General features: G+C 33.2%; 20 protein-coding genes. 15 read left to right on the top strand and 5 right to left on the bottom strand.

Annotated elements, in window-relative coordinates:
• The first annotated feature begins 167 nt into the window (after positions 1–167).
• Complete coding sequence (gene lon, locus ACFFGL_RS05515; protein ID WP_309728248.1) at positions 168–2,618, top strand: endopeptidase La; 2,451 nt, start codon at positions 168–170, stop codon at positions 2,616–2,618.
• A gap of 54 nt (positions 2,619–2,672) precedes the next feature.
• Here lon and ACFFGL_RS05510 read toward each other — a convergent pair whose 3' ends face one another.
• From ACFFGL_RS05510 to hutI, 3 genes are read right to left on the bottom strand one after another with little or no spacing between them, the layout of a single operon-like run.
• On the bottom strand, positions 2,673–3,491 hold the full coding sequence (locus ACFFGL_RS05510) for an MBL fold metallo-hydrolase (RefSeq protein ID WP_309728246.1): 819 nt from the start codon (positions 3,489–3,491) through the stop codon (positions 2,673–2,675).
• Positions 3,492–3,511: 20 nt separating this feature from the next.
• Positions 3,512–4,504 carry a formimidoylglutamase gene (locus ACFFGL_RS05505; RefSeq protein WP_309728244.1) on the bottom strand — a complete coding sequence of 331 codons (993 nt, stop codon included), beginning with the start codon at positions 4,502–4,504 and terminating at the stop codon, positions 3,512–3,514.
• 5 nt (positions 4,505–4,509) lie between these two features.
• On the bottom strand, positions 4,510–5,757 hold the full coding sequence (hutI, locus tag ACFFGL_RS05500; RefSeq protein ID WP_309728242.1) for an imidazolonepropionase: 1,248 nt from the start codon (positions 5,755–5,757) through the stop codon (positions 4,510–4,512).
• Between the two features lie 256 nt (positions 5,758–6,013).
• On the opposite strand from hutI, the gene ACFFGL_RS05495 reads away from it, so the two are divergent.
• The 9 genes from ACFFGL_RS05495 to ribB all read left to right on the top strand — a co-directional run bounded on the left by ACFFGL_RS05495 (position 6,014) and on the right by ribB (position 14,060).
• Positions 6,014–6,652: a peroxiredoxin gene (locus tag ACFFGL_RS05495; RefSeq protein WP_309728241.1), complete on the top strand. Its 639-nt coding sequence runs from the start codon at positions 6,014–6,016 to the stop codon at positions 6,650–6,652.
• A 69-nt stretch (positions 6,653–6,721) separates the two neighbouring features.
• Positions 6,722–7,036, top strand: coding sequence for a thioredoxin family protein (locus tag ACFFGL_RS05490; protein WP_309728239.1), 315 nt, complete (start codon positions 6,722–6,724; stop codon positions 7,034–7,036).
• Positions 7,017–7,265: a DUF6952 family protein gene (locus tag ACFFGL_RS05485; protein WP_309728237.1), complete on the top strand. Its 249-nt coding sequence runs from the start codon at positions 7,017–7,019 to the stop codon at positions 7,263–7,265. Before ACFFGL_RS05490 ends, ACFFGL_RS05485 begins: the two co-directional genes overlap by 20 nt.
• Before the next feature lie 96 nt (positions 7,266–7,361).
• Positions 7,362–7,862 carry a thiol peroxidase gene (tpx, locus tag ACFFGL_RS05480; protein WP_309728235.1) on the top strand — a complete coding sequence of 167 codons (501 nt, stop codon included), beginning with the start codon at positions 7,362–7,364 and terminating at the stop codon, positions 7,860–7,862.
• Positions 7,862–8,227: a diacylglycerol kinase gene (locus ACFFGL_RS05475; protein WP_309728233.1), complete on the top strand. Its 366-nt coding sequence runs from the start codon at positions 7,862–7,864 to the stop codon at positions 8,225–8,227. The genes tpx and ACFFGL_RS05475 overlap by 1 nt, the downstream gene beginning before the upstream one ends.
• A gap of 97 nt (positions 8,228–8,324) precedes the next feature.
• Positions 8,325–10,703, top strand: coding sequence for a DNA translocase FtsK (locus ACFFGL_RS05470; protein ID WP_309728232.1), 2,379 nt, complete (start codon positions 8,325–8,327; stop codon positions 10,701–10,703).
• 15 nt (positions 10,704–10,718) lie between these two features.
• A complete protein-coding gene (locus ACFFGL_RS05465; protein WP_309728231.1) occupies positions 10,719–11,357 on the top strand; it encodes a LolA family protein in 639 nt (212 codons plus the stop codon).
• Position 11,358: 1 nt separating this feature from the next.
• Positions 11,359–12,879 carry an LptF/LptG family permease gene (locus ACFFGL_RS05460; RefSeq protein WP_309728229.1) on the top strand — a complete coding sequence of 507 codons (1,521 nt, stop codon included), beginning with the start codon at positions 11,359–11,361 and terminating at the stop codon, positions 12,877–12,879.
• 32 nt (positions 12,880–12,911) lie between these two features.
• Positions 12,912–14,060, top strand: a complete 1,149-nt coding sequence (gene ribB, locus ACFFGL_RS05455; protein WP_309728227.1) for a 3,4-dihydroxy-2-butanone-4-phosphate synthase — start codon at positions 12,912–12,914, stop codon at positions 14,058–14,060.
• On the opposite strand, the gene ACFFGL_RS05450 is transcribed toward ribB, so the two are convergent.
• Positions 14,057–14,689, bottom strand: a complete 633-nt coding sequence (locus tag ACFFGL_RS05450) for a nitroreductase family protein (RefSeq protein WP_309728226.1) — start codon at positions 14,687–14,689, stop codon at positions 14,057–14,059. The two genes, ribB and ACFFGL_RS05450, sit on opposite strands and share 4 nt — an antisense overlap.
• Positions 14,690–14,878: 189 nt before the next feature.
• Between ACFFGL_RS05450 and ACFFGL_RS05445 the strand changes: the two genes are divergently transcribed.
• The 5 genes from ACFFGL_RS05445 (at position 14,879) to ACFFGL_RS05425 (ending at position 21,357) form a co-directional block, all read left to right on the top strand.
• Positions 14,879–15,844, top strand: a complete 966-nt coding sequence (locus ACFFGL_RS05445) for a lipid A-modifier LpxR family protein (protein ID WP_309728224.1) — start codon at positions 14,879–14,881, stop codon at positions 15,842–15,844.
• 61 nt (positions 15,845–15,905) lie between these two features.
• Entirely contained in the window at positions 15,906–17,870 is a 1,965-nt protein-coding gene (locus ACFFGL_RS05440) for an endonuclease (RefSeq protein ID WP_309728222.1), read from the top strand.
• 118 nt (positions 17,871–17,988) lie between these two features.
• Positions 17,989–19,440, top strand: coding sequence for a RimK family protein (locus ACFFGL_RS05435; protein WP_309728221.1), 1,452 nt, complete (start codon positions 17,989–17,991; stop codon positions 19,438–19,440).
• Entirely contained in the window at positions 19,430–20,653 is a 1,224-nt protein-coding gene (locus ACFFGL_RS05430; RefSeq protein WP_309728219.1) for a carboxylate-amine ligase, read from the top strand. Before ACFFGL_RS05435 ends, ACFFGL_RS05430 begins: the two co-directional genes overlap by 11 nt.
• Positions 20,650–21,357 (top strand): N-formylglutamate amidohydrolase, encoded by a 708-nt coding sequence (locus ACFFGL_RS05425; protein WP_309728217.1) that lies wholly within the window; start codon positions 20,650–20,652, stop codon positions 21,355–21,357. Before ACFFGL_RS05430 ends, ACFFGL_RS05425 begins: the two co-directional genes overlap by 4 nt.
• On the opposite strand, the gene ACFFGL_RS05420 is transcribed toward ACFFGL_RS05425, so the two are convergent.
• Entirely contained in the window at positions 21,326–21,916 is a 591-nt protein-coding gene (locus ACFFGL_RS05420; RefSeq protein WP_309728215.1) for a pseudouridine synthase, read from the bottom strand. The two genes, ACFFGL_RS05425 and ACFFGL_RS05420, sit on opposite strands and share 32 nt — an antisense overlap.
• Between the last annotated feature and the right edge of the window lie 67 nt (positions 21,917–21,983).

Here is a 21,983-nt window from a genome sequence, read left to right as displayed (position 1 = left end):
CGTCACTAGATGAAGGGGGCTTTTTTTGTTTGAGTTACTCTGTTTTTAATAGAAGATTATATGGCACGACAATTGACCTTATTAGGATGAAATTGTATTTTCGACAATTGAACTTAAATCATATAAATTAATCTGTTTTATAATGACAGATTGACTAAAAATATACTATGGCCAAATCAAATTTTTTTAAAATTGACAATATGTCATTACAAGATATAAATGAAGATGCTGAATTAATCCCACTTATGACTCCGGAGGATGAAGAGGAAATTAATCGTGAAAAGTTACCGGATACGCTTCCTATACTTCCTTTGAGAAATACAGTATTGTTTCCCGGTGTTGTTATTCCGATTACTGCGGGAAGAGATGCTTCAATTAAATTAATAAATGAAGCTAATAATTCAGATAAAATTATTGGTGTTGTTTCTCAAAAGGATAGTAGTGTTGAAAATCCTTCTGCAAAAGATATAAATAAATTAGGAGTTGTTGCGCGTATACTTCGAGTTTTAAAAATGCCTGACGGAAATACTACCGTAATTATTCAAGGTAAAAAGCGTTTTAATATAGATGAAGTAATTACAGATACACCTTATATAACTGCAACTGTAAAAGAAGTTCCTGAAGAAAAACCAGCGCCAGAAAATGAAGAATTTTCGGCTATTATAGATTCTATTAAAGATTTATCGCTAAAGATAATTAAAGATAGTCCTAACATTCCTTCTGAAGCTTCTTTTGCGATAAAAAATATTGAAAGTGCTTCCTTTTTAATCAATTTTGTTTCTTCCAATATGAATTTGAGTGTGGAGGAGAAACAAAAATTATTGGAAACTAATGATTTAAAAGAACGTGCGCTTTCAACGTTGAAATTTATGAATACTGAGTTCCAAAAATTGGAATTGAGAAATGATATTCAATCGAAGGTGCAAAGTGATATGAGTCAACAGCAGCGAGAATATTTCTTACACCAACAGATGAAAACCATCCAGGAAGAATTAGGTGGGGTTTCGCATGAAGGTGAGATTGAAGAAATGCGCAAACGTGCTAAAGACAAAAAATGGAGTAAAGATGTAGAAAAGCATTTTAATAAAGAGCTTTCAAAAATGCAACGAATGAATCCGCAAGTTGCAGAATTTTCAATTCAACGGAATTACCTTGATTTATTTCTAGATTTACCTTGGAATGAATTCAGTAAAGATAAATTCGATTTAAAAAGAGCACAGAAAATTTTAGATCGTGATCATTATGGTTTAGAAGAAGTAAAACGCAGAATTATTGAGTATTTAGCCGTTTTAAAGCTTCGTAATGATATGAAATCTCCAATTCTTTGCCTTTACGGACCTCCTGGTGTCGGGAAAACTTCTTTAGGGAAATCGATAGCAGAATCTTTAGGAAGAGAATATGTGAGAATTTCATTAGGTGGCTTAAGAGATGAAGCAGAAATCCGCGGTCATAGAAAAACCTATATTGGTGCGATGCCGGGTAGAATTATTCAAAGTTTGAAAAAAGCTGGAACAAGCAATCCTGTTTTTGTATTAGATGAAATCGACAAATTAACGAGTAGTCATCAAGGAGATCCTTCTTCAGCTTTGTTGGAAGTTTTAGATCCAGAACAAAATAGCGATTTCCATGATAACTTTTTAGAAATGGGATTCGATCTTTCTAAGGTTATGTTTATCGCGACTTCAAACAGTTTAAATACTATTCAACCCGCTTTACGTGACCGGATGGAAATTATAAATATGACTGGTTATACAATTGAAGAAAAGGTTGAAATCGCAAAACGCCATCTTTTACCAAAACAAGTGAAAGAACACGGGTTAAGCACTAAACATATAAAATTAGGAAAACCGCAACTTGAAAAAATTGTAGAAGGTTACACAAGAGAATCTGGTGTTCGTGGGCTGGAAAAACAAATTGCAAAAGTTGTTCGTTATGTAGCAAAAAGCATTGCGATGGAAGAAGATTATAACGTAAAAATCACAAATGATGATATCGTTACGATTCTCGGTCCTCAAAAAATTGAGCTGGATAAATATGAAAACAATGATGTTGCTGGTGTTGTAACTGGATTAGCTTGGACAAAAGTGGGCGGCGATATTTTATTTATCGAATCTATTTTATCAAAAGGAAAGGGTAACTTAAATATTACCGGAAACCTTGGTAAAGTAATGAAGGAATCTGCCACGATTGCGATGGAATATATTAAAGCGAATGCAGAAGATTTCGGTATAGATCCTTCTATTTTCGAAAAATATAATGTTCATATTCACGTTCCGGAAGGAGCAACTCCAAAAGACGGACCAAGTGCAGGAATTACAATGCTAACTTCTTTAGTTTCGCTTTTCACTCAACGACGAGTGAAGAAAAATTTAGCGATGACTGGAGAAATTACTTTACGAGGAAAAGTTCTTCCTGTTGGCGGAATTAAAGAAAAAATTCTTGCGGCAAAACGTGCTAAAATTAAAGAAATAATTCTCTGTGAAGAAAACAGAAAAGATATTGAGGAAATTAAAAAGGATTATCTAAAAGGATTAACTTTCCATTTCGTAACCGATATGAGCGATGTTTTAAAACATGCTATTACAAAAGAAAAGGTGAAAAATCCTAAAGAATTATAATAGGAAATGAAAATTGAAAAGCCCTTTTTTTAGAAAAGGGCTTTTTTTATGAAGTTATTTTTCTTCTGAATTTTTATACCAATCTAAAATTTGAACTTGTATATTGGGATTATTTGTAGTCACAATATTTTTAAATTCGTCAACATCGCTCATTCCATTTTTTCCTCTGTAATGATATGGGTAAACTTTTTTTAGTTTAAAATCTAATACCGCGTCTGCTGCCGCTTCAACAGGCATTGTGTAAGGAAGATTCATACAAATAAAAGCTACATCAATATTTTTTAAATTACGCATTTCGGGAATATCTTCTGTATCGCCGGAAATGTAAATACGCTTTTTATTGGCTTCAAGAAGATAACCATTTCCTCTACCTTTAGTATGAAATTCTTTTGCTTCTTCACGTAAATTATACATTGGAATTGCTTTAATTGAAATTTCAAAAAGATCTAAAGATTCTCCGTTATTTAAAATTGCAGTTTGTGTTAATAACGAATCAGTGAGTTTTTCGGCCACTGCTTTGGGTGCGATAATTTTAGTATTCGACTCTGTAATTTCTTTTAAAACATCTATATTAAAATGATCTCCGTGAATATCGGTTAGCAAAATAACATCAACATTTCCCAGTTTTTTTAATTCTTCACTTTCTCCTACCGGATCTACAAAAATATTTTTCTCATTTAATTTCATCATAAATGTAGCGTGAGAAATGGGTTCAACCGAAATAGAATCTTTTTTATTTTCTAGCTGATCTTCTTCTGTTTCAGTTGAACTTGCGGCTGGTGAAATGGTCTGCGAATTTTCATTATTTCGTTCTTGATTTTTACAAGAAAAAAGCATTATTGAACAGAGTAACACGTAAATTGAATATTTCATAAGATTTTTTAATTGATTAATTAATCTAAAGGTCTAATAAAATCTGAAACAAAATAACTTAATGCTTTTCCTATCAACGGACTTTTATCGGGTGATGCTTCGCATAAATGGAGGTAAAGAACATCTTCTTTGCGGGCTAATTTTAAAAAGCTTCTAATATCATTAACCGAAAAACCTGTTGGTCCCATCGCGCTACTGGAAAAATTTTGAATTGCATCACAATCAATTTCTAAACCAAAATGATTTCGTGCAAAATCGAAGGCTTTTTTCAGTTTTACTAATTTTTCAAGCGGATTTAGATGCAAGTATTCTTCAAATAAGGTAAAATCAATAGTTTTATCATTATTCATTAAATCAAAAATATATTGTGGCGTATAATTTTTATGCAAACCAACAATACTGTAATAATTTAAAAAATCTTCTTGTTTTGCGTAACTGAATCCATTTCCGCTATGGCGATAATCACAAGTTCTTAAATCGGTATGCGCATCAATATTTACAACATTTATATGTCTGTTAATTGCTTTTGAAGTTCCTTTTATATTTCCGTAGGCATTATTATGTCCGCCGCCAATAATAATAGGAATTTTGCCAGCGCTTATAATTTTTTCTACAACTTCAGCACCAATCATATCGATTTTGTTAACCAATTCCCCTAATTTTTCTAGTGGATTTTCACGTTGCGCTAAAATAATTTCCGCTTCTTGCGTAAATGCTTGGCAATTAACTTCCCCTAATAAAATGCAATTTTCCGGTGAATTATATTCGTTGGCTTGAACGTTTAAAAAAGTGCCTAAGAAACTTTCCCACGCTTTTTCAGTACCTTTTTTTCCGTGATTTCCTTGAACTCCAATATCTTCGGGAATTCCAAAAATCACATATTTTGCTTCATGTTCTTCTAGTTCTTCAAAAGAATTGAGTAAGGTTACTTTTTCACCTAGTTTTTCTTCTCCTTCTCGGGCATTTAAATGTTTTTCGAGTAAAACACTGTTATAAAGCGTGAAGTTTTCCATATGTTTTAAAATATTGTTTTTCCGCCTAAAATCACTTGATCAATATTATTTGAACCAAATGCGTAAGGTAAAAATCCGTACGACGGAATTTGTTTTGTAATAATTAAATTGGCTATTTTTCCTTTGGTTATGCTACCGTGTGTTTCGCTTAATTCTAACGCATAAGCTGCATTTATAGTAGCCGCGTTAATCGCTTCTTCAGGAGTCATATTCATTTTAATGCAAGCGAGACTTACCACTAAATTCATATTACCGCTTGGTGTACTTCCTGGGTTATAGTCGGTTGCTAATGCTAATGGTAAATTATTATCAATAATTTCTCGAGCCGGTGTATACGGAATTCCTAAAAATAAAGAACAAGAAGGAAGCGCGACAGGCATTGTGTCAGAATTTTTTAATGCTTCAATATCTTCTTTTTCCAAAACTTCTAAATGATCTACACTTAAGGATTGGTGTTCTACCGCTGTTTTAATTCCGCCGATGGCGTTAAATTGATTGACGTGAATTTTCCCTTTTAAACCATACTTTTTTCCGGCTTCTAAAATACGTTCGGTATCTTCTAAACTGAAATAACCCTTTTCACAGAAAATATCGATGTAATCTGCGAGATTTTCTTCAGCAATTTTCGGTAGCATTTCTTCAATAATATGAGAAATATAACCCGTTCTATCATTTTTGAATTTTGGCGGAACCGCGTGCGCTCCTAAAAAAGTAGTTTTAATTTCAATAGGATGTTTTTCCTTTAGACGTTTCGCAACTCGAAGCATTTTTAGCTCCGCTTCTGTCGTCAGTCCATAACCCGATTTTATTTCAATTGCGCCGGTGCCTAATTTTATAACTTCTTCTAAACGCTTTAAAGATTCGTTATAAAGTGTTTCTTCTGAAGTTTCTTGTAATTTTTTTGCACTGTTTAGAATTCCGCCCCCTTTTTCGGCTATTTCTTCGTAAGTGAGTCCGTTAATTCGGTCTACAAATTCTTGTTCTCGGTTACCGGCATAAATTAAATGCGTGTGAGAATCTACCCACGATGGTAATACAATTTGGCCGGTAGCGTCTATTTCTTTATCATATTCAATTTCATCGATTTCTGGCATGGTTTCCATGCTTCCAAAATCTTCAATTTTATCTTGATTAATTAATAACCAAGCATTTTTAATACTTGGTAATTTTTTCATCGCAGAACCGGCAATTTTTAAAGTTCCTTTAGGTCTAACTTGTAGTAATTCTTGTATGTGAGTTATTAAAATTCTCATGCAATTTTTATTTTTTTGCTAGGTTTTTTCAGTTTACGTAAATATATAAAATGCCTTTTAAAAATTGTGTTTTTTTATGGATTAAGCCTTTATTTACAATAAATATAACTTAATCTTATGTTAAATCGAATTAAGTATAAATAAAAGCTATTAAGGAATAAAAATTAATAAGTTGAAACCTTCGTGAAGAAGCTTAATATATTATATTTTTGGCAGTGAAAGAGAAATTAATACAAACTTAAAAATAACGAAAACTATGTCATTTGTAGGAAAAAAATTCCCAGATTTAAATGTAAACGCAATGAATGAAATGGGAGATACCTTTTCAATCAACGTTTTAGAAGAAGCGAAGAAAAACAATAAAAAAGTTGTTCTTTTCTGGTATCCAAAAGACTTTACATATGTATGCCCAACCGAATTACACGCATTTCAAGAAAAAATGTCTGAATTCGAAAAGAGAAATACAATTGTAATTGGCGCTTCTTGTGATACTGCAGAAGTTCATTTTGCTTGGTTAAATACTTCTAAAGATAATGGTGGAATTGAAGGTGTAACCTACCCAATTATTGCAGACTCAAATAGAAATCTTAGTTCTCGATTAGGAATTTTAGATATTGAAAATGAGCGTTACGATGATGAAACCGGTCATATTACCGTAGATGGAGATAATGTAACGTACAGAGCAACTTACTTAATCGATGAAGAAGGAACTGTTTTTCATGAAAGCATTAATCATATGCCACTTGGTAGAAATGTAAATGAATTCATCCGTATGATTGATGCGTATTCTCACGTACAAAAACACGGTGAAGTTTGCCCAGCTAACTGGGAAGAAGGTAAAGAAGCAATGCAAGCCAATAGTAAAGGAGTTGCCTCTTATTTATCTGCAAACTAAAAAAAGTTTTTAGAAAATAATTTAATTTCCGGCAGTTCGCTGTCGGAAATTTCAACCAAAAAAATTGCTATGATTAAAGAATTAGAAAAAGATAATTTAGCTGAAATCGTATCAGAAAATGATACGGTTGTAGTTCAATATATGGCTGGATGGTGCGGAAATTGCCGTTTAATGAAACCTAAATTTAAAAAGTTAGCTTCAGAAAACGAAAATGCTACCTTTATTCTAGCTGATGCTGAAAAATTTCCAGAATCTAGAAAGTTAGCAACAGTCGATAATTTACCGACCTTCGCGACTTTTAAAAACGGAAATTTTGTGAACCAAGTTCAAACAAACAAATTAGAATCTTTAAAAGAAGTTGTAGATGAAGTTACCCGTAATTAGACATTTACAGAAAAATAACGATGCTGAGAAATTAGAACATACTGTAGAAGTTTTAGAATCGTTTACAGAGCATCGTTCAGTTACAGAAGAAGAAATGGACGTTATCGGAGAACTCATCACCAACATTTGCGGCGCGATTGAAGTCCACAAAATGATTGAAGACGGCGTACCAAAAAAGGATGCCGCCAACAATTTTGTAAAAAAAGTATTGGGTTCTATAGATAAATAGATTTACATATTTTTTTTAAATCCTACGGGTTGCTATTCAGCAACCCGTTTTTTATATGTATTTTTAGAGTAATAAATTTCTTCTAAAATTTACGTTATGGCTACTATAAAAATGAATGGCGAAGCTATTCAAACAAGTGGAGAATTACCGAAAAAAGGTGAAAAAGCACCAGATTTTCGACTTATAGATACCAATCTTAAATCGGTAAAACTTTCAGACTTTAAAGGAAAACGTATTATTTTAAATATTTTCCCGAGTATTGATACTGGTGTTTGCGCGACTTCCGTAAAAAATTTTAATACCAAAGCAAACGATTTACAAAATACAGTTGTTGTATGTATTTCACGGGATTTACCTTTTGCTCAAAAACGTTTTATGGATCACGAAAAAATAGCTAATCTTATTTGTCTTTCCGATTATAGACATCATTCGTTCGGAAAAGATTACGAATTAGAAATTTCAGAAGGAATTTTCGAAGCTTTGTTATCACGTGTCGTAATTGTAATCGATGAAAACCAAAAAATAATTTATACTGAACAAGTTGAAGATATTTCCCACGAACCAAATTACCTTGCGGCTCTAAAAACACTTTTATAATGAAAAATACCTTTTTAGGTAAACGTATTATGGGAGCGGTTTACGCGTTTCGAGGAGCTTTTGTATTATTAAAAACCGAAGCTAGTCTTCAAGTACAAGCCGTTATAGCAATTCTAATGACGGTTTTAGGTTTTTATATGGAAATTTCTACAACCGATTGGATTTTTCAAACCATCGCAATCGGTTTAGTGATGAGTTTAGAAGGAGCAAATACCGCTATTGAAGAAATAGCAGATTTTATTCATCCAGATTTTCATCATAAAATAGGACTTATTAAAGATTTAGCCGCCGGAGCTGTTTTTATAGCTTCTATAACCGCTATTATTATTGGCGTACTCATTTATATTCCTTATTTTACCAGCTAAATAAAACTCTCCCAAATTTAATCTCACGAAAGCCATAAATTTAATTGCTATAAACTAAACTGAATTTGTACTTTTGCTTACTAGCTAACCCGATTAAATGCCTAAGAAAAAACAAAAAACTAAGAAGACAAAAAAGCCTTTAAATAAGGTGAACTTTACGTTTACGCGAAAACACAAAGTACTTCTTGGAAGCTTTTTAATGCTTTTAGGATTAGCGCTTTTCATCGCATTTGTGTCTTTTCTTTTTAACTGGAAAGCAGATCAAAGTACCTTAGGTCAATTTGGAGATAGAAGTATAGAAACCAAAAATTGGCTTAGCAAATTCGGAGCAGAAATCAGCAACTTTTTTATTTACGAAGGTTTTGGTTTAGCGGCGTTCAGCATTGCTATTTTAACCAGTTTAACCGGTGTTTATTTATTTTTAGACCTTAACCGAAAACCCTTACAGAAATTTTGGTTTTGGGGAATTATCGTTATGATTTGGTTTTCAACCTTGTTCGGTTTTTTCGCTGATAAAAATGCGTTGCTAGGCGGAATCATAGGTTTTGAAACCAACACCTTTCTACAAGATTATTTAGGTTTCGCAGGAACACTTTTACTGCTCATTTTCATATTTATTACCTATTTGGTCTTACGTTTAAATATTACGCCAGAAGTTATTCAGCAATATTTCAAAAAAACCAAAAAAGATATATCAGAAGAATTTAAAGCTGAAACTTCTACAGATATAACAGAAAATTATTCCGAAGAAAAAATAAGGGTAAAAGAACAAACGAAGGAAGAGCAAATTACTGCTGAAGCTAAAACTTCAACAACAGAAGAAACAGAAGAAAAATCAACCACGCCTGAAAAAGAAAAAATAGTCATTAAAAATGAAGAAGATGAAGGCGATTTGGCGATGGAAGTGGAAACCGTAACCGAAGAAGAAGAACAAGAAGATAATTTAAGCAATCGTCTGGTAAAAGATTTTGGAGAATTCGACCCGAAACTAGAACTCAGCAATTATAAATTTCCTTCTATTGAATTATTGAAAGATTACAATATTGGCGGCGGAATTACCATCGATCAACAAGAACTGGAAGAGAATAAAGACAATATTGTAAATACGCTTAAAAACTATAAAATTGAAATTGCGCAAATTAAAGCCACCGTTGGACCAACGGTAACTTTATATGAAATTGTGCCCGAAGCCGGAATTAGAATTTCAAAAATTAAAAATCTAGAAGACGACATCGCGCTTTCTCTTTCAGCCTTAGGAATAAGAATTATCGCACCAATTCCCGGAAAAGGAACTATCGGTATTGAAGTTCCTAATAAAAAAGCCAATATTGTTTCGATGCGTTCGGTGGTTGCATCCTCAAAATTTCAACACGCCGAAATGCAATTGCCAATTGCTTTAGGAAAAACGATTTCTAACGAAACGTTCGTAGTAGATTTAGCCAAAATGCCCCACTTGTTAATGGCAGGAGCAACCGGACAAGGAAAATCGGTTGGATTAAACTGTATTCTTACTTCTTTGTTATATCAAAAACATCCCGCAGAAGTGAAATTTGTTCTGGTCGATCCTAAAAAAGTCGAACTTACTTTATTCAATAAAATTGAACGTCATTATTTAGCAAAACTTCCCGATACCGAAGAAGCGATAATTACCGATAATACCAAAGTTATCAATACCCTGAATTCGCTTTGTATTGAAATGGATAATCGATACGATTTGCTAAAAGATGCGATGGTTCGAAATATAAAAGAATACAACGATAAATTTAGAGCACGAAAATTAAATCCTGAAAACGGACATAAATTTTTACCTTATATCATTTTGGTGGTCGATGAGTTTGCAGATTTAATTATGACCGCGGGAAAAGAAGTAGAAACACCAATCGCAAGATTAGCACAATTAGCACGAGCTATCGGAATTCATTTAATTATCGCCACGCAGCGACCTTCGGTAAATGTAATTACCGGGATGATTAAAGCGAATTTTCCCGCACGAATCGCATTTCGTGTGACTTCTAAAATAGATTCACGAACAATTTTAGATTCCGGCGGAGCCGAACAATTAATTGGTCGAGGAGATATGTTATACACACAAGGAAACGATTTAATTCGATTACAATGTGCTTTCGTCGACACACCGGAAGTAGAAAAAATTACTGATTTTATCGGTTCGCAAAAAGCATATCCCGATGCGCATAAACTTCCCGAATACGTTAGTGAAGAAAGTGGCACAGGACTTGATATAGATGTAAGCGAAAGAGATAAACTCTTTAAAGATGCAGCTGAAATAATTGTAACCGCACAACAAGGAAGTGCTTCGTTGTTACAACGAAAATTAAAATTGGGTTATAATAGAGCCGGAAGAATTATCGATCAATTGGAAGCCGCAGGAATTGTAGGTCAGTTTGAAGGAAGCAAAGCCCGTCAAGTTTTGGTTCCAGATTTAGTTGCATTAGAAGAACATTTAAATAACGAATAAATAATACAATATACCATGAAGAAATTAAGCGTTTTATTTCTTATTCTATTTACCGCAAGCTTAGGTTTCGCGCAAAACAGTCAAAAAGCGAAAAACTTGTTGGAAGAAGTTTCAGCAAAAGTGAAATCGTATGATAATATGCAAATAGAATTCAGTTATATTTTAGAAAATACTACTGAAAATATTAAGCAAGAAGCGCGCGGCGATGTAGCATTAAAAGGTGAAAAATATCGCTTAAATTTAATGGGAATAACACGTTTGTTCGATGGTAAAAAACTGTATTCCATTATTCCTGAAGACGAAGAAATCGTAATTTCTTCAGAAACCGATAGCGATGAAATTACGCCTTCAAAAATGCTTACTTTCTACGAAGAAGGGTATAATTATAAATGGGATATTACTCAAAATGCTAACGGAAGAAAAATTCAGTATATAAAATTAACACCAAAAGATTCTAATGCTGAAGTGAAAGAAATTCTGTTAGGTATCGATAAGCAAACCAAACACATTTATAATTTAATTCAGTTACAAGAAAACGGTACAAAAATTACCATTAAAGTAAATAGTTTTAAAACAGATCAGCCCATTTCTGAAAACTTGTTTACTTTCAATAAAGATAAATATCAAGGTTACTACATTAATCGGCTAGATTAAATTGAAGATTCTCGATAGGTACATATTTTTAAGTTATATAAAAACCTTTACGGCGGTTTTTGTAATTTTAATGTTCATTTTTGTACTCCAAGGTATTTGGTTGCACATTTCTGAACTCGCCGGTAAAGACCTCGATTATGTAATTATAGCGAGGTTTTTGGTATATATTACCCCAAGTTTAATTCCACTAGTTTTACCGCTTACTATTTTGGTGACTTCGATAATGACTTTTGGGAGTTTTGCTGAAAATTATGAGTTTGCCGCTATGAAATCTTCCGGGATTTCGCTTCAACGTGCAATGCGAAGTTTAATTTTCTTTATTTCCTTTTTAAGTATTGTAGCTTTCTTTTTTGCCAATAATGTTATTCCGTGGGCAGAATTTAAATCAATTAATCTGCGGAAAAATATTTCAAAATTAAAACCCGCAATGGCAATTGTTGAAGGCGCTTTTAATGATATTGGCGATGTAAATATTAAGGTTGAAAAAAAATCGGGCGATAACGATCAATATTTGCACGATGTAATTATCCATAATAAAAAGGAAAATTTAACGGGGAATTTTACCGTTATAAAAGCAAAAAAAGGAGAATTGGTAGGAAGTGAAGATTCAGATATTCTATCGTTAATTCTTTCTAATGGAAATTATTATGATGAACTTCAACCGAAAGACTATAAGGAGCGCAGAAAAAAGCCTTACGTAAAAAGTTATTTTGATGAATATACGATAAACATCGATTTGTCAAATTTTAACAATGTAGATTTTGAAGACGAGCGCTATAATTATTCTTATAAAATGCTCGATATTTCAGAATTACGGGTTGCGTTAGATTCCTTATCTGAAGATTTAAATCAAGACAAAAGAAATTTTCATAACAATTTACTCAGCCGAAGCGGAATCGAAAATCTTGGTGAAAAGAAAAAAAGGAAAAAAGTAGAGAGAAAATTAGAGAAGGATTCCTTAAAAAATCGACTAAAATCGTTCTCACTTCCACAAGATACGATTACTTATAATATTAATTCTTTAGCTGAATTATATGACTCCTATAAAACACAACAACAGCAACAAATTGCTAATATCGCGTTAGGAACCGTTCGCGGAACGCTTTCTAACATTAACGGAAAAGAATCTAATTTAAGAAGAAAAGCACAACGGCTCAATAAAACGGAAATACAGTTACACGATAAATATGCCTTGGCGGTCGCTTGTTTTATTCTCTTTTTTGTAGGCGCGCCATTAGGAGCCATTATTAGAAAAGGAGGTTTAGGTTTGCCAATGGTAGTAGCAATCCTTCTATTTTTGACGTATCATTTTATTGGTATTTTTGCTAAAAATAGCGCCGAAGACGGAAGCGTAAGTCCGTTTATGGCAACGTGGCTCTCTACATTTGTTATGCTTCCACTGAGTATTTATTTAACCTATCGTGCTACGACCGATCAAGGATTTATTAATACCGATGTAATTACTGAACCGGTGAAGAAATTCTTCAGAAAAATAGGAATTGTAAAGAAAGAAAAGGAATAGATTAGTACCTTTGCAAAACAAAAAATTAGGTTATGGCAGAAGGTGTTGCAACATCAGAAAATATTCAGTTAAATACCATTCAGGAAGCGATAGATGATATTCGCGAAGGAAAAGTAGTAATTGTTGTCGATGATGAAGATCGTGAAAATGAAGGCGATTTTATTGCTGCTGCTGAAAAGGTAACACCGGAAATGATTAATTTTATGGCGCGTCACGGCCGTGGATTAATTTGTGCGCCATTAACCGAAGATCGTTGCAACGAACTAGATTTAAATATGATGGTGAATAACAATACCGTTTTACACCATACGCAATTTACGGTTTCTGTAGATTTAATCGGTCACGGTTGTACTACAGGAATTTCAGTTCATGATCGGGCAAAAACCATAAAATCCCTCGTTTCTGAAGAAACAAAACCACAAGATTTAGGAAGACCGGGCCATATTTTTCCGCTAAAAGCTAAAAATGGAGGCGTTCTTCGTAGAACCGGTCATACCGAAGCTGCTGTAGATTTAGCACGACTAGCCGGATTAAAATCTGCTGGAATTCTAGTTGAAATTTTAAATGATGATGGAACAATGGCGCGTTTGCCGCAGTTAGCGGAAGTTGCCAAAAAATTCGATTTAAAACTTATTTCAATTGAAGATTTAGTGGCCTACAGAATGCGTCACGATTCTTTAATTGAAAAGAAGGAAGATTTTACAATGGATACACGTTTCGGTTCTTATAGATTACGCGCTTACAAGCAAACTACTAATAATCAAGTTCATTTAGCCTTAACCAAAGGAACATGGAAATCAGATGAATCGGTTTTAGTTCGTGTAAATTCCACATTGGTAAATAATGATATTTTAGGAACGTTAACCAATAATGCTGATCAGAAATTAGACGATATGTTTAAAGCCTTAAACAAGGAAGAAAAAGGCGTGATCGTGTTTATAAATCAGGAAAATTCTACCCTTAATTTATTAAGTCGTCTTGAAGAGTTAAGAGAAAATCAGGAAAAAGGTGAAATGAAAGCGCCACGTTTAGCGATGGACACAAAAGATTTTGGTATTGGCGCTCAAATTCTGCACGATCTTGGAATTCATAAAATAAAATTACTTTCGAATTCGCAACAGAAAAAAAGAGTAGGAATGATTGGCTACGGCTTGGAAATTACCGAATACGTAGGATATTAATCTAAATCTATAATTACATCATCTAACGGTCGACGAACTTTTTCAAAATCTGCAAAAATATCGTCTTCAGCGCGATAACCAATCGGTAAAACTAAGGTAGATTTTATTCCTTTTTCAGTTAAATTTAGAGTTTCGTCATATTTTTTAGCGTCGAAACCTTCCATTGGGCAAGCGTCTATTTTTTCGGCGGCACAAACATTTAAAATGTTTCCGATTGCTAAATAAACCTGATTTACCGCCCAATTTTCTATTTCTTCTTGCGATCGTTTTCTAAAATCGCCTAATAAAAATTCTCGAAACGGATTTAAAATTTCATCTGGAGTTTCACGTATCTCTTTAATTCGTTTGAAGTTTTCTTCAATAAAATTATCATCAATATTCGTTTCAATACAAAAAATGAGAATATGAGAAGCTGTAAGAATTTGTTGCTGTTTTGCACTATGTTCGTACAGTTTTTTCTTCGTAGCATCGTCTTTTACAATTACTAATTTTAGTGGTTGCAAGCCGTAAGAAGTAGGAGTGAGGTTGAAACTTGTTTTAAGCATCGAAATTTTTTCTTCCGGTACTTTTTTGGTTTCGTCAAATTTTTTGGTGGCGTAGCGCCATTGTAAAGACTTGATATTACTCATAAAACTGATGAAATTCTTTTTTACAAATATACGGAAGCTTTAACTGAAAATTAGTTGCTGGCAACATTAATTTAATCGATTGATTTACTGAATGTTTTAATAAATTTTATTTTTCAATTCATAAAACTTCATTAAATACTATGGTAATAATTAGATTTAGCTGCACCTTGCAGAAAAAATTAAATTTGAATGTTTCGCTTTCTTAAGTTTTTTACTATTCTCTTTTTTATCGGCTTACAGAATGGTTTTTCGCAAGAAAATTCTTCCGCAGATTATTATAAAAATCAAATAGCAATAGGAATTGATAACGATTATTTTGCGGTACTTACCAATAAAGATCGATCTTATACTTTTGGCGTAAATGCGAGTTACCGTTTTATTCCAGAAAAAGAAAATTTTATATCGAAAATTTTTTCTTCAAAAAATAATTTTTTTCACGGTTTTTCTCTTCAACTGGAAGCGTATACCCCTAATTACGATTTTGAAACAGGAATACCAACAGGGAAACGCCCTTTTGCAGGGTGGACGTATTTAACATTTCAAAATAGATTTACTTTTAAACAGTCTTTTCTTACCTTAAATAGCGATATTGGAGTTTTAGGAGAAATTTCGAAAGCGGAAACCATACAAGATTGGTTTCATAAAAATGTTTCAGGCGATACGGTTTTAAAAGGTTGGGAAAATCAAATTCCGAATCAGCTTGGCGTTAATTTAAAAGCGAATTATTTTAGAAATATTTATAAAGGCGATTGGTATGATTTCTTCGGAAGCGCTGAAGCTTCGCTAGGGAATGTACGTTCTTATATTTTACCGCAATTGTATATGCGAATTGGTGAATTTTACGAGTTAACAAAAACTACTTCTGTTCAGAATTCGATTTTTCAACCTAAAAATGCGTTAGAATATTTTATACAAATTTCAGCTGGTTTCAAATTAATAGCGAACGATGCTACTTTACAAGGAAATATTTTTAGCGATCGACAAGATTCTCGAACATTAACACATATAGATCATTCTACCTTTCACGCAAATCTTGGTGGTTATTTAGCCTATAAACGATTTAATTTAGGAATAGTGTATCATTTTAACAGCGGAGAAGTAAATAGTATTGAAACGCACAGTTATGTTTCGTTAAACCTGAATTATAAATTTTAATCTTAACTTAATATTTCAACTTTATAATGTTACTATCTTTGCATTCTCTAAAAATTAAAGAATGAAGAAGATTACCACACTATTACTTTTGTTAACTGTATTTTCTTTACACGCGCAAGTAGTAATTAATGAGTTAGATTGTGATACACAAAGTATCGATGACAAAGAATTTGTAGAATTAAAGTCGAATACGCCAAATTATTCTCTCGATAATATGGTATTGGTGTTTTTTAACGGATCAAGTTCCGGAGGAAACGAAAGTTATTACAAAATCGACTTAGACGGTTACACTACCGATATAAACGGAATTTTATTAATAGGAAGCAATGGCGTTTCTCCCTCACCACAATTGGTAATTCCTGCAAATGTTATTCAAAACGGAGCCGATGCAGTAGCAATTTATCAAGGAACACCAAGCGATTTCCCTGATGGAACTTTAGCTACCACCAATAATTTAATCGATGCGTTGGTTTACGGAACTGGAGATTCAGATGCTACAACGTTAATGAGTTTACTAGGCGTTTCTCAGCAAATTGATGAAGACGTAAATAACAATAAAGATTTTGAATCCATTCAGCGTGCAAATGACGGAAGTTATTATGTAGATACGCCCACGCCACGATTATTAAACGATGGAAGCGGAATTATTCTGAATGGTTTAACTACAACTACATCTTCCTTAGAATATACCGAAGGTGATGTATTTACCATTAATTTTACAACCGAACAGCCGGTAACCAATTCAGATCTTGTATTCAATTTCACGTTATCAAACGGAAGTTTCAACACAAGCGATTATTCAGGAAATACAACAATTACGATTCCTGTAGGTTCAACTTCAGCTTCAACAAGTATTACCTTAACCGATGATCAAGATGATGAAGGTGATGAAGAATTAGTCATAGAAATTGGTACTTTACCGCAAGAATATGTCACGTTAAATAACAATATTCTTATTCGTGTTTTAGATGACGATTTTATTGTAGCTCCTTGGGGAACGCCAACTAATCCTACATTTGGAGTAGTTTCAAGTACACAACCTTCAGGTTATTATAATAGTTTAGATGAAAAATCAGGGCAACAATTACGTCAAGCTTTGCAAGATATTATCGCCGATCCTTCAGTAGTTCGTGTTCAAACGTATGCAGATATTGTTGATATTTTAAAAGAAGCCGATCAAAATCCAGCGAATAGCAATCAAGTTTGGTTAGTTTATACAGAAGAAGGAAAAGCAAAATTAGATTTTCAAACAACTTCTGATAATACAGGAACTTGGAATCGAGAACATACGTACCCAAGATCTCGAGGTGGTTTCTACAGTATAGAAGAGGATGATATTGCCGATGGTCCAGATGTTTATTGGACTACAAATGCAGATAGCACAAGACACGGAAATTCTGATGCTCACGCGCTTCGTGCGGTTGATGGCCCCGAAAATAGTTCTCGAAATAATCAAAATTACGGACCTCAAGAATATGACGGTCCGGCAGCAAATTTAGGAAGTTTTAAAGGTGATGTTGCCAGAAGTGTTTTTTATATGGCTATTCGCTATAACGATCTTTCGGTTATAAATGGTTATCCAGATACGAATATTACAGGTCAATTAGGAGATTTAGCTACTTTATTGCAATGGCACGAAAACGATCCACCAGATGATTTTGAAATGAACCGAAATAACGTGGTTTATACGTGGCAAAAAAATAGAAACCCGTTTATCGATCAACCGGAATTGGTGGATTATATTTGGGGAGATAAAGTTGGGCAAACGTGGCAACAAGAATTATCAGTAAAGAATAATGCGGCTTCGACGTTAAGAATTTTTCCAAATCCGGCGAAAAATTCGATAAATATTATGGGAATTGAAGGAAACTATTCCGTAGAGATTTTCAGCCTAACCGGAAGAAAAATTTTAGAATACAATGCTGTAAATTCCAGCAAACAAGCTATTAATTTAGCTGAAGGAATTTATCTTATGAATATTATTCAAGATAATCAGCGTATTACGCGAAAACTTATTGTAAAATAATTTCCAGTAAATATTTTAAAAAAAGCCTTTAGGAATAATTTCTAAGGGCTTTTTTTATGAAAATTTTTCAAAATTCGGATTAAAAATAGCATACATTTGTTTATACTTTATCAACAAAATGAACAAATTTATTGTCGTAGACAATCCAAAATCTTGGGATTTTCTTAAAGGAAATGCCCAAATTATAGCAGCAAAAGAGTATCTAACCAATCCATCTTTTGCTTCGCTGAAAAACGTACGAATTTTTAATTTGTGTAAAAATTTCAGCTATCAATCAAAAGGCTATTACGTATCGCTTTTAGCCGAAGCACGTGGGCATTTGCCTTTACCAACCGTAAAAAACCTGGTCGATTTACGAGCTTTAAAATTAGTAAAAATAGTTTCTGAAGAGTTTGATGATTTAATTCAGCAAAGCTTAAAAAGCATAAAATCGCGTGAGTTTACACTAAGCGTTTATTTTGGGCAAAACGTGGCGCATAAATACAAAGATTTAAGCGCGATGTTTCATCGTTATTTTCAAGTTCCGTTTTTACGCATAAAATTCAGTTATAATAATAAATGGAACATCCAGAACATAAAAGCAATTGGGGTTTCAGAAATTCCGGAAGATCATAAAGAAAGTATGGAATATTTTGCAGAACAGTATTTTTCTAAAAAAAGATACGACACTGCAAAACCTTCAAAAGCGATTTACGATTTAGCTATTTTAGTGCAAGAAAACGATCCTGCGCCGCCGAGTAATCCAAAAGCAATTAAAAAATTTATTGAGGTTGCCGAAAAACTGAATTTCTACGTAGAAGTAATTTCTCCAAAAGATTTGTCACGTCTTTCAGCCTTCGATGCGCTTTTAATTAGACAAAGTACTGAAGTAAATAATGAAGCCTATACTTTTGCCAGAAAAGCGCAGCAAGAAAACATAGCATTGGTAGATTATCCCGATGCAATTTTAAAATGCTGCAATAAAGTTTTTATGGCTGAAGCAATGCAAAATGCTGGCGTTTCAGCTCCTAAAACCAAAATAATTCATCAAGATAATATTCAGGCTATTTTAAAAGAAATAGAATTGCCTTGTGTGTTGAAATTACCCGATTCCACTTTTTCTTTCGGGGTTAAAAAAGCGACAACAAAAGATGAATATTTAGAGCTCGTAAAGCAAATGCTAAAATCTTCAGATTTAATTATCGCACAAGAATTTTGCCCTTCAGAATACGATTGGAGAATAGGAATGCTCGACGGAAAACCATTTTATGCGTGCCGTTATTATATGGCAAAAGATCATTGGCAAATTTATAATTGGGATGCCAAGGATAAAGATGATCAAGATGGAAATGCCGATTGTATGGCGATTGAAGATGTGCCAAAACCAATTTTAGACGCTGCAATTAAATCGACTAAAATTATGGGACAAGGTCTTTTCGGGATCGATATTAAAGAAATTAACGGACAAGCTTTGGTGATTGAAATAAATGATAACCCGAATATAGATTTTGGCGTAGAAGACCGCCATTACGGAGATGAGGTTTACACAAAAATTATAGAAGCTTTAGTGAAACGATTAAATGAAAAGTAAAAAATATCATTTGTTTGAAGTTGTCGGGATCGAGTTGGAATATATGCTCGTAAATGCTGAAAATCTTTCAGTAATTCCTGCCGTAGATGAAATCTTAACTGAAAAAAACGGAAGTTTAACTTCAGATATTGATAACGGTGAAATTTCGTGGAGTAACGAGTTGGTCGCCCACGTAATTGAATTAAAAACAAACGGTCCAACTGACGATCACGAAAAATTATCTCGCGCTTTTTACGAGAATATTAAAGAAATAAATAAGCTTTTAAAGCCAAAAGGGCGACAATTATTGTCTACTGCTTCGCATCCGTTAATGAATCCAAAAACGGAAACTAAACTTTGGAAACATACCTACAGCGAAGTTTATGCGCTTTACAATAAAATATTCGATTGTAGCGGTCACGGTTGGTCTAACGTGCAAAGTATGCATTTGAACTTTCCGTTTTATAATGATGAAGAATTTGAAAAATTACACGCCGCCATTCGAATTTTATTACCGATAATTCCCGCTTTAACCGCAAGTTCTCCAATTTTTGAAGGAAAAGTTACCGGTTTTAAAGATTCACGTTTAGAGGTTTATAAAAATAATCAGAAAGAAATTCTGCAGTTAACCGGAAAAGTAATTCCAGAACGTGTGTTTTCTAAAAAAGCTTATCAAGAAGAAATTTTCGAACCCATACAAAAAGCGATTAAACCTTACGATGCTGAAGGAATTTTAGATCGTCATTTTTTAAATTCTCGTGGCGCAATTGCCCGATTCGATAGAAATGCCATTGAAATTAGAATAATAGATATTCAAGAATGCCCGAAAGTAGATATTGCGATTGCCGATTTTATAATCAAAATTCTTCAACATTTAGTGTATTTTGGAAATTTAGAATTGCAGAAAAGTTGGAGCGAAAGTGATTTATTCGAAGTTTTTAATGAGGTTATTAAAAAAGGAGAAGAAACGACTTTACAAGGTGACTATTTAAAAATCTTCGATTTACCAAGTGACGAAATCTCAATCACAGAGGTTTGGAAACATCTTTTTAGACAAGTAAGCAACCAAATGCGACTTGAAAACCAAGAAATAATTCTATTTATTCTTGAGCAAGGTTGTCTTTCTACCCGGATTATTTCAGCTTTAGAAGATGATTTTTCTACGGAAAACATTCAGAAGATTTATCATGAATTAGCGAGTTGTTTAGCTAAAAATAAATTATTCATTCCGTGAAGCTCGTTTTAACCAGTGAGCACGGCGGAAATTTAATTCCGCAGAAATACCGCTATTTATTTAAAAATGAATCGGCTACATTAAACTCACATAAAGGTTTCGATAAAGGAACTTTCGATTTGTTTACCTATTTATCGCCCATCGCAGCTTTTTCTAAAGCTACGCAAACCAGTCGATTATTAATTGAAGCGAATCGATCGTTACATCATCCAGCGTTATTTTCAGTTTATACAAATGAACTTGAACATTCGATAAAAAATGAAATAATTGAAAAATATTACGCGCCTTACAGAAATGTAGTGGAAGAAAAAATTGCGGAATTTATTGCTGAAGGAGAAACGGTTTTTCATTTGTCGGTTCATTCATTTACCCCAATTCTAAACGGAGAAAAAAGAACCGCCGATATCGGAATTTTATACGATTCTAAACGATTGGAAGAAAAAAAACTCGCCCAACTTTTTAAGAAGGAATTAAATGCTTCTTTTCAGCACGAATTAAAAATTCAATTTAATTATCCTTATTTAGGAAGCGCCGACGGATTTACAACTTATTTACGAAAAAAATTCCCAAAAAATTATATAGGAATTGAATTGGAAATGAACCAAAAGTTTGTAGAAAAGAAAGCTTTTCCTTCAAGTTTAAAAAAAGTAGTAAAAATTGCTGTTGAAAAAATTATGGAAGTTCACGCTCAAGAATTGAAGTAATTTCTTCAACATCGCCAGCGTTCATTCCATTAATTTCAATAGTTCCAATTCTAACACGAACAAGACGCAAGGTTGGAAAACCAACCGCGGCGGTCATTTTTCTAACTTGTCTGTATTTTCCTTCGGTTAAAATTATAGAAACCCAACTTGTGGGTCCGTGGCGTTCATCTCTAATTTTTTTTGCTCGTTCCGGAAAAATTGGCGTTTCGGTAATTTTTTTCACTTTACAGGGTTTGGTAAAATATTTTTCGCCGTTTATGCCAATTTCGACTCCGTTTTTTAATTCTTGAATAGCTTCATCTGTAATAATTCCGTCGACTTGAGCGTAATATTCTTTTTCTATAGATCCGCCGGTAATTTTTGCGCTCATTTTTCCATCGGTAGTTAAAATTAATAATCCTTCAGAAGGTTCGTCAAGTCTTCCGGCAGCCATTGTTTCCTTTGGGAAATTGTAATTTAATTCACCAAGCATTTTTTTCTTTTTCGCTTTTGCTTGATGCGTAATAAATTGACTTAAATAGCCGTAAGGTTTAAAAATTTTAAAGTGTTGATGTTTCATACTACAAAAGTAATAAGAATGAAGAAGAGAATATTTCTTTCTTTATTTTTCTATAAAAATGTAAAGT

Source organism: Mesonia maritima, assembly GCF_042433895.1.
In the GTDB taxonomy this organism is placed as follows: Bacteria; Bacteroidota; Bacteroidia; order Flavobacteriales; family Flavobacteriaceae; genus Mesonia; species Mesonia maritima.
Note: the sequence above shows the minus strand (reverse complement) of the source record. Positions and strands in the feature narration are given on the sequence as shown.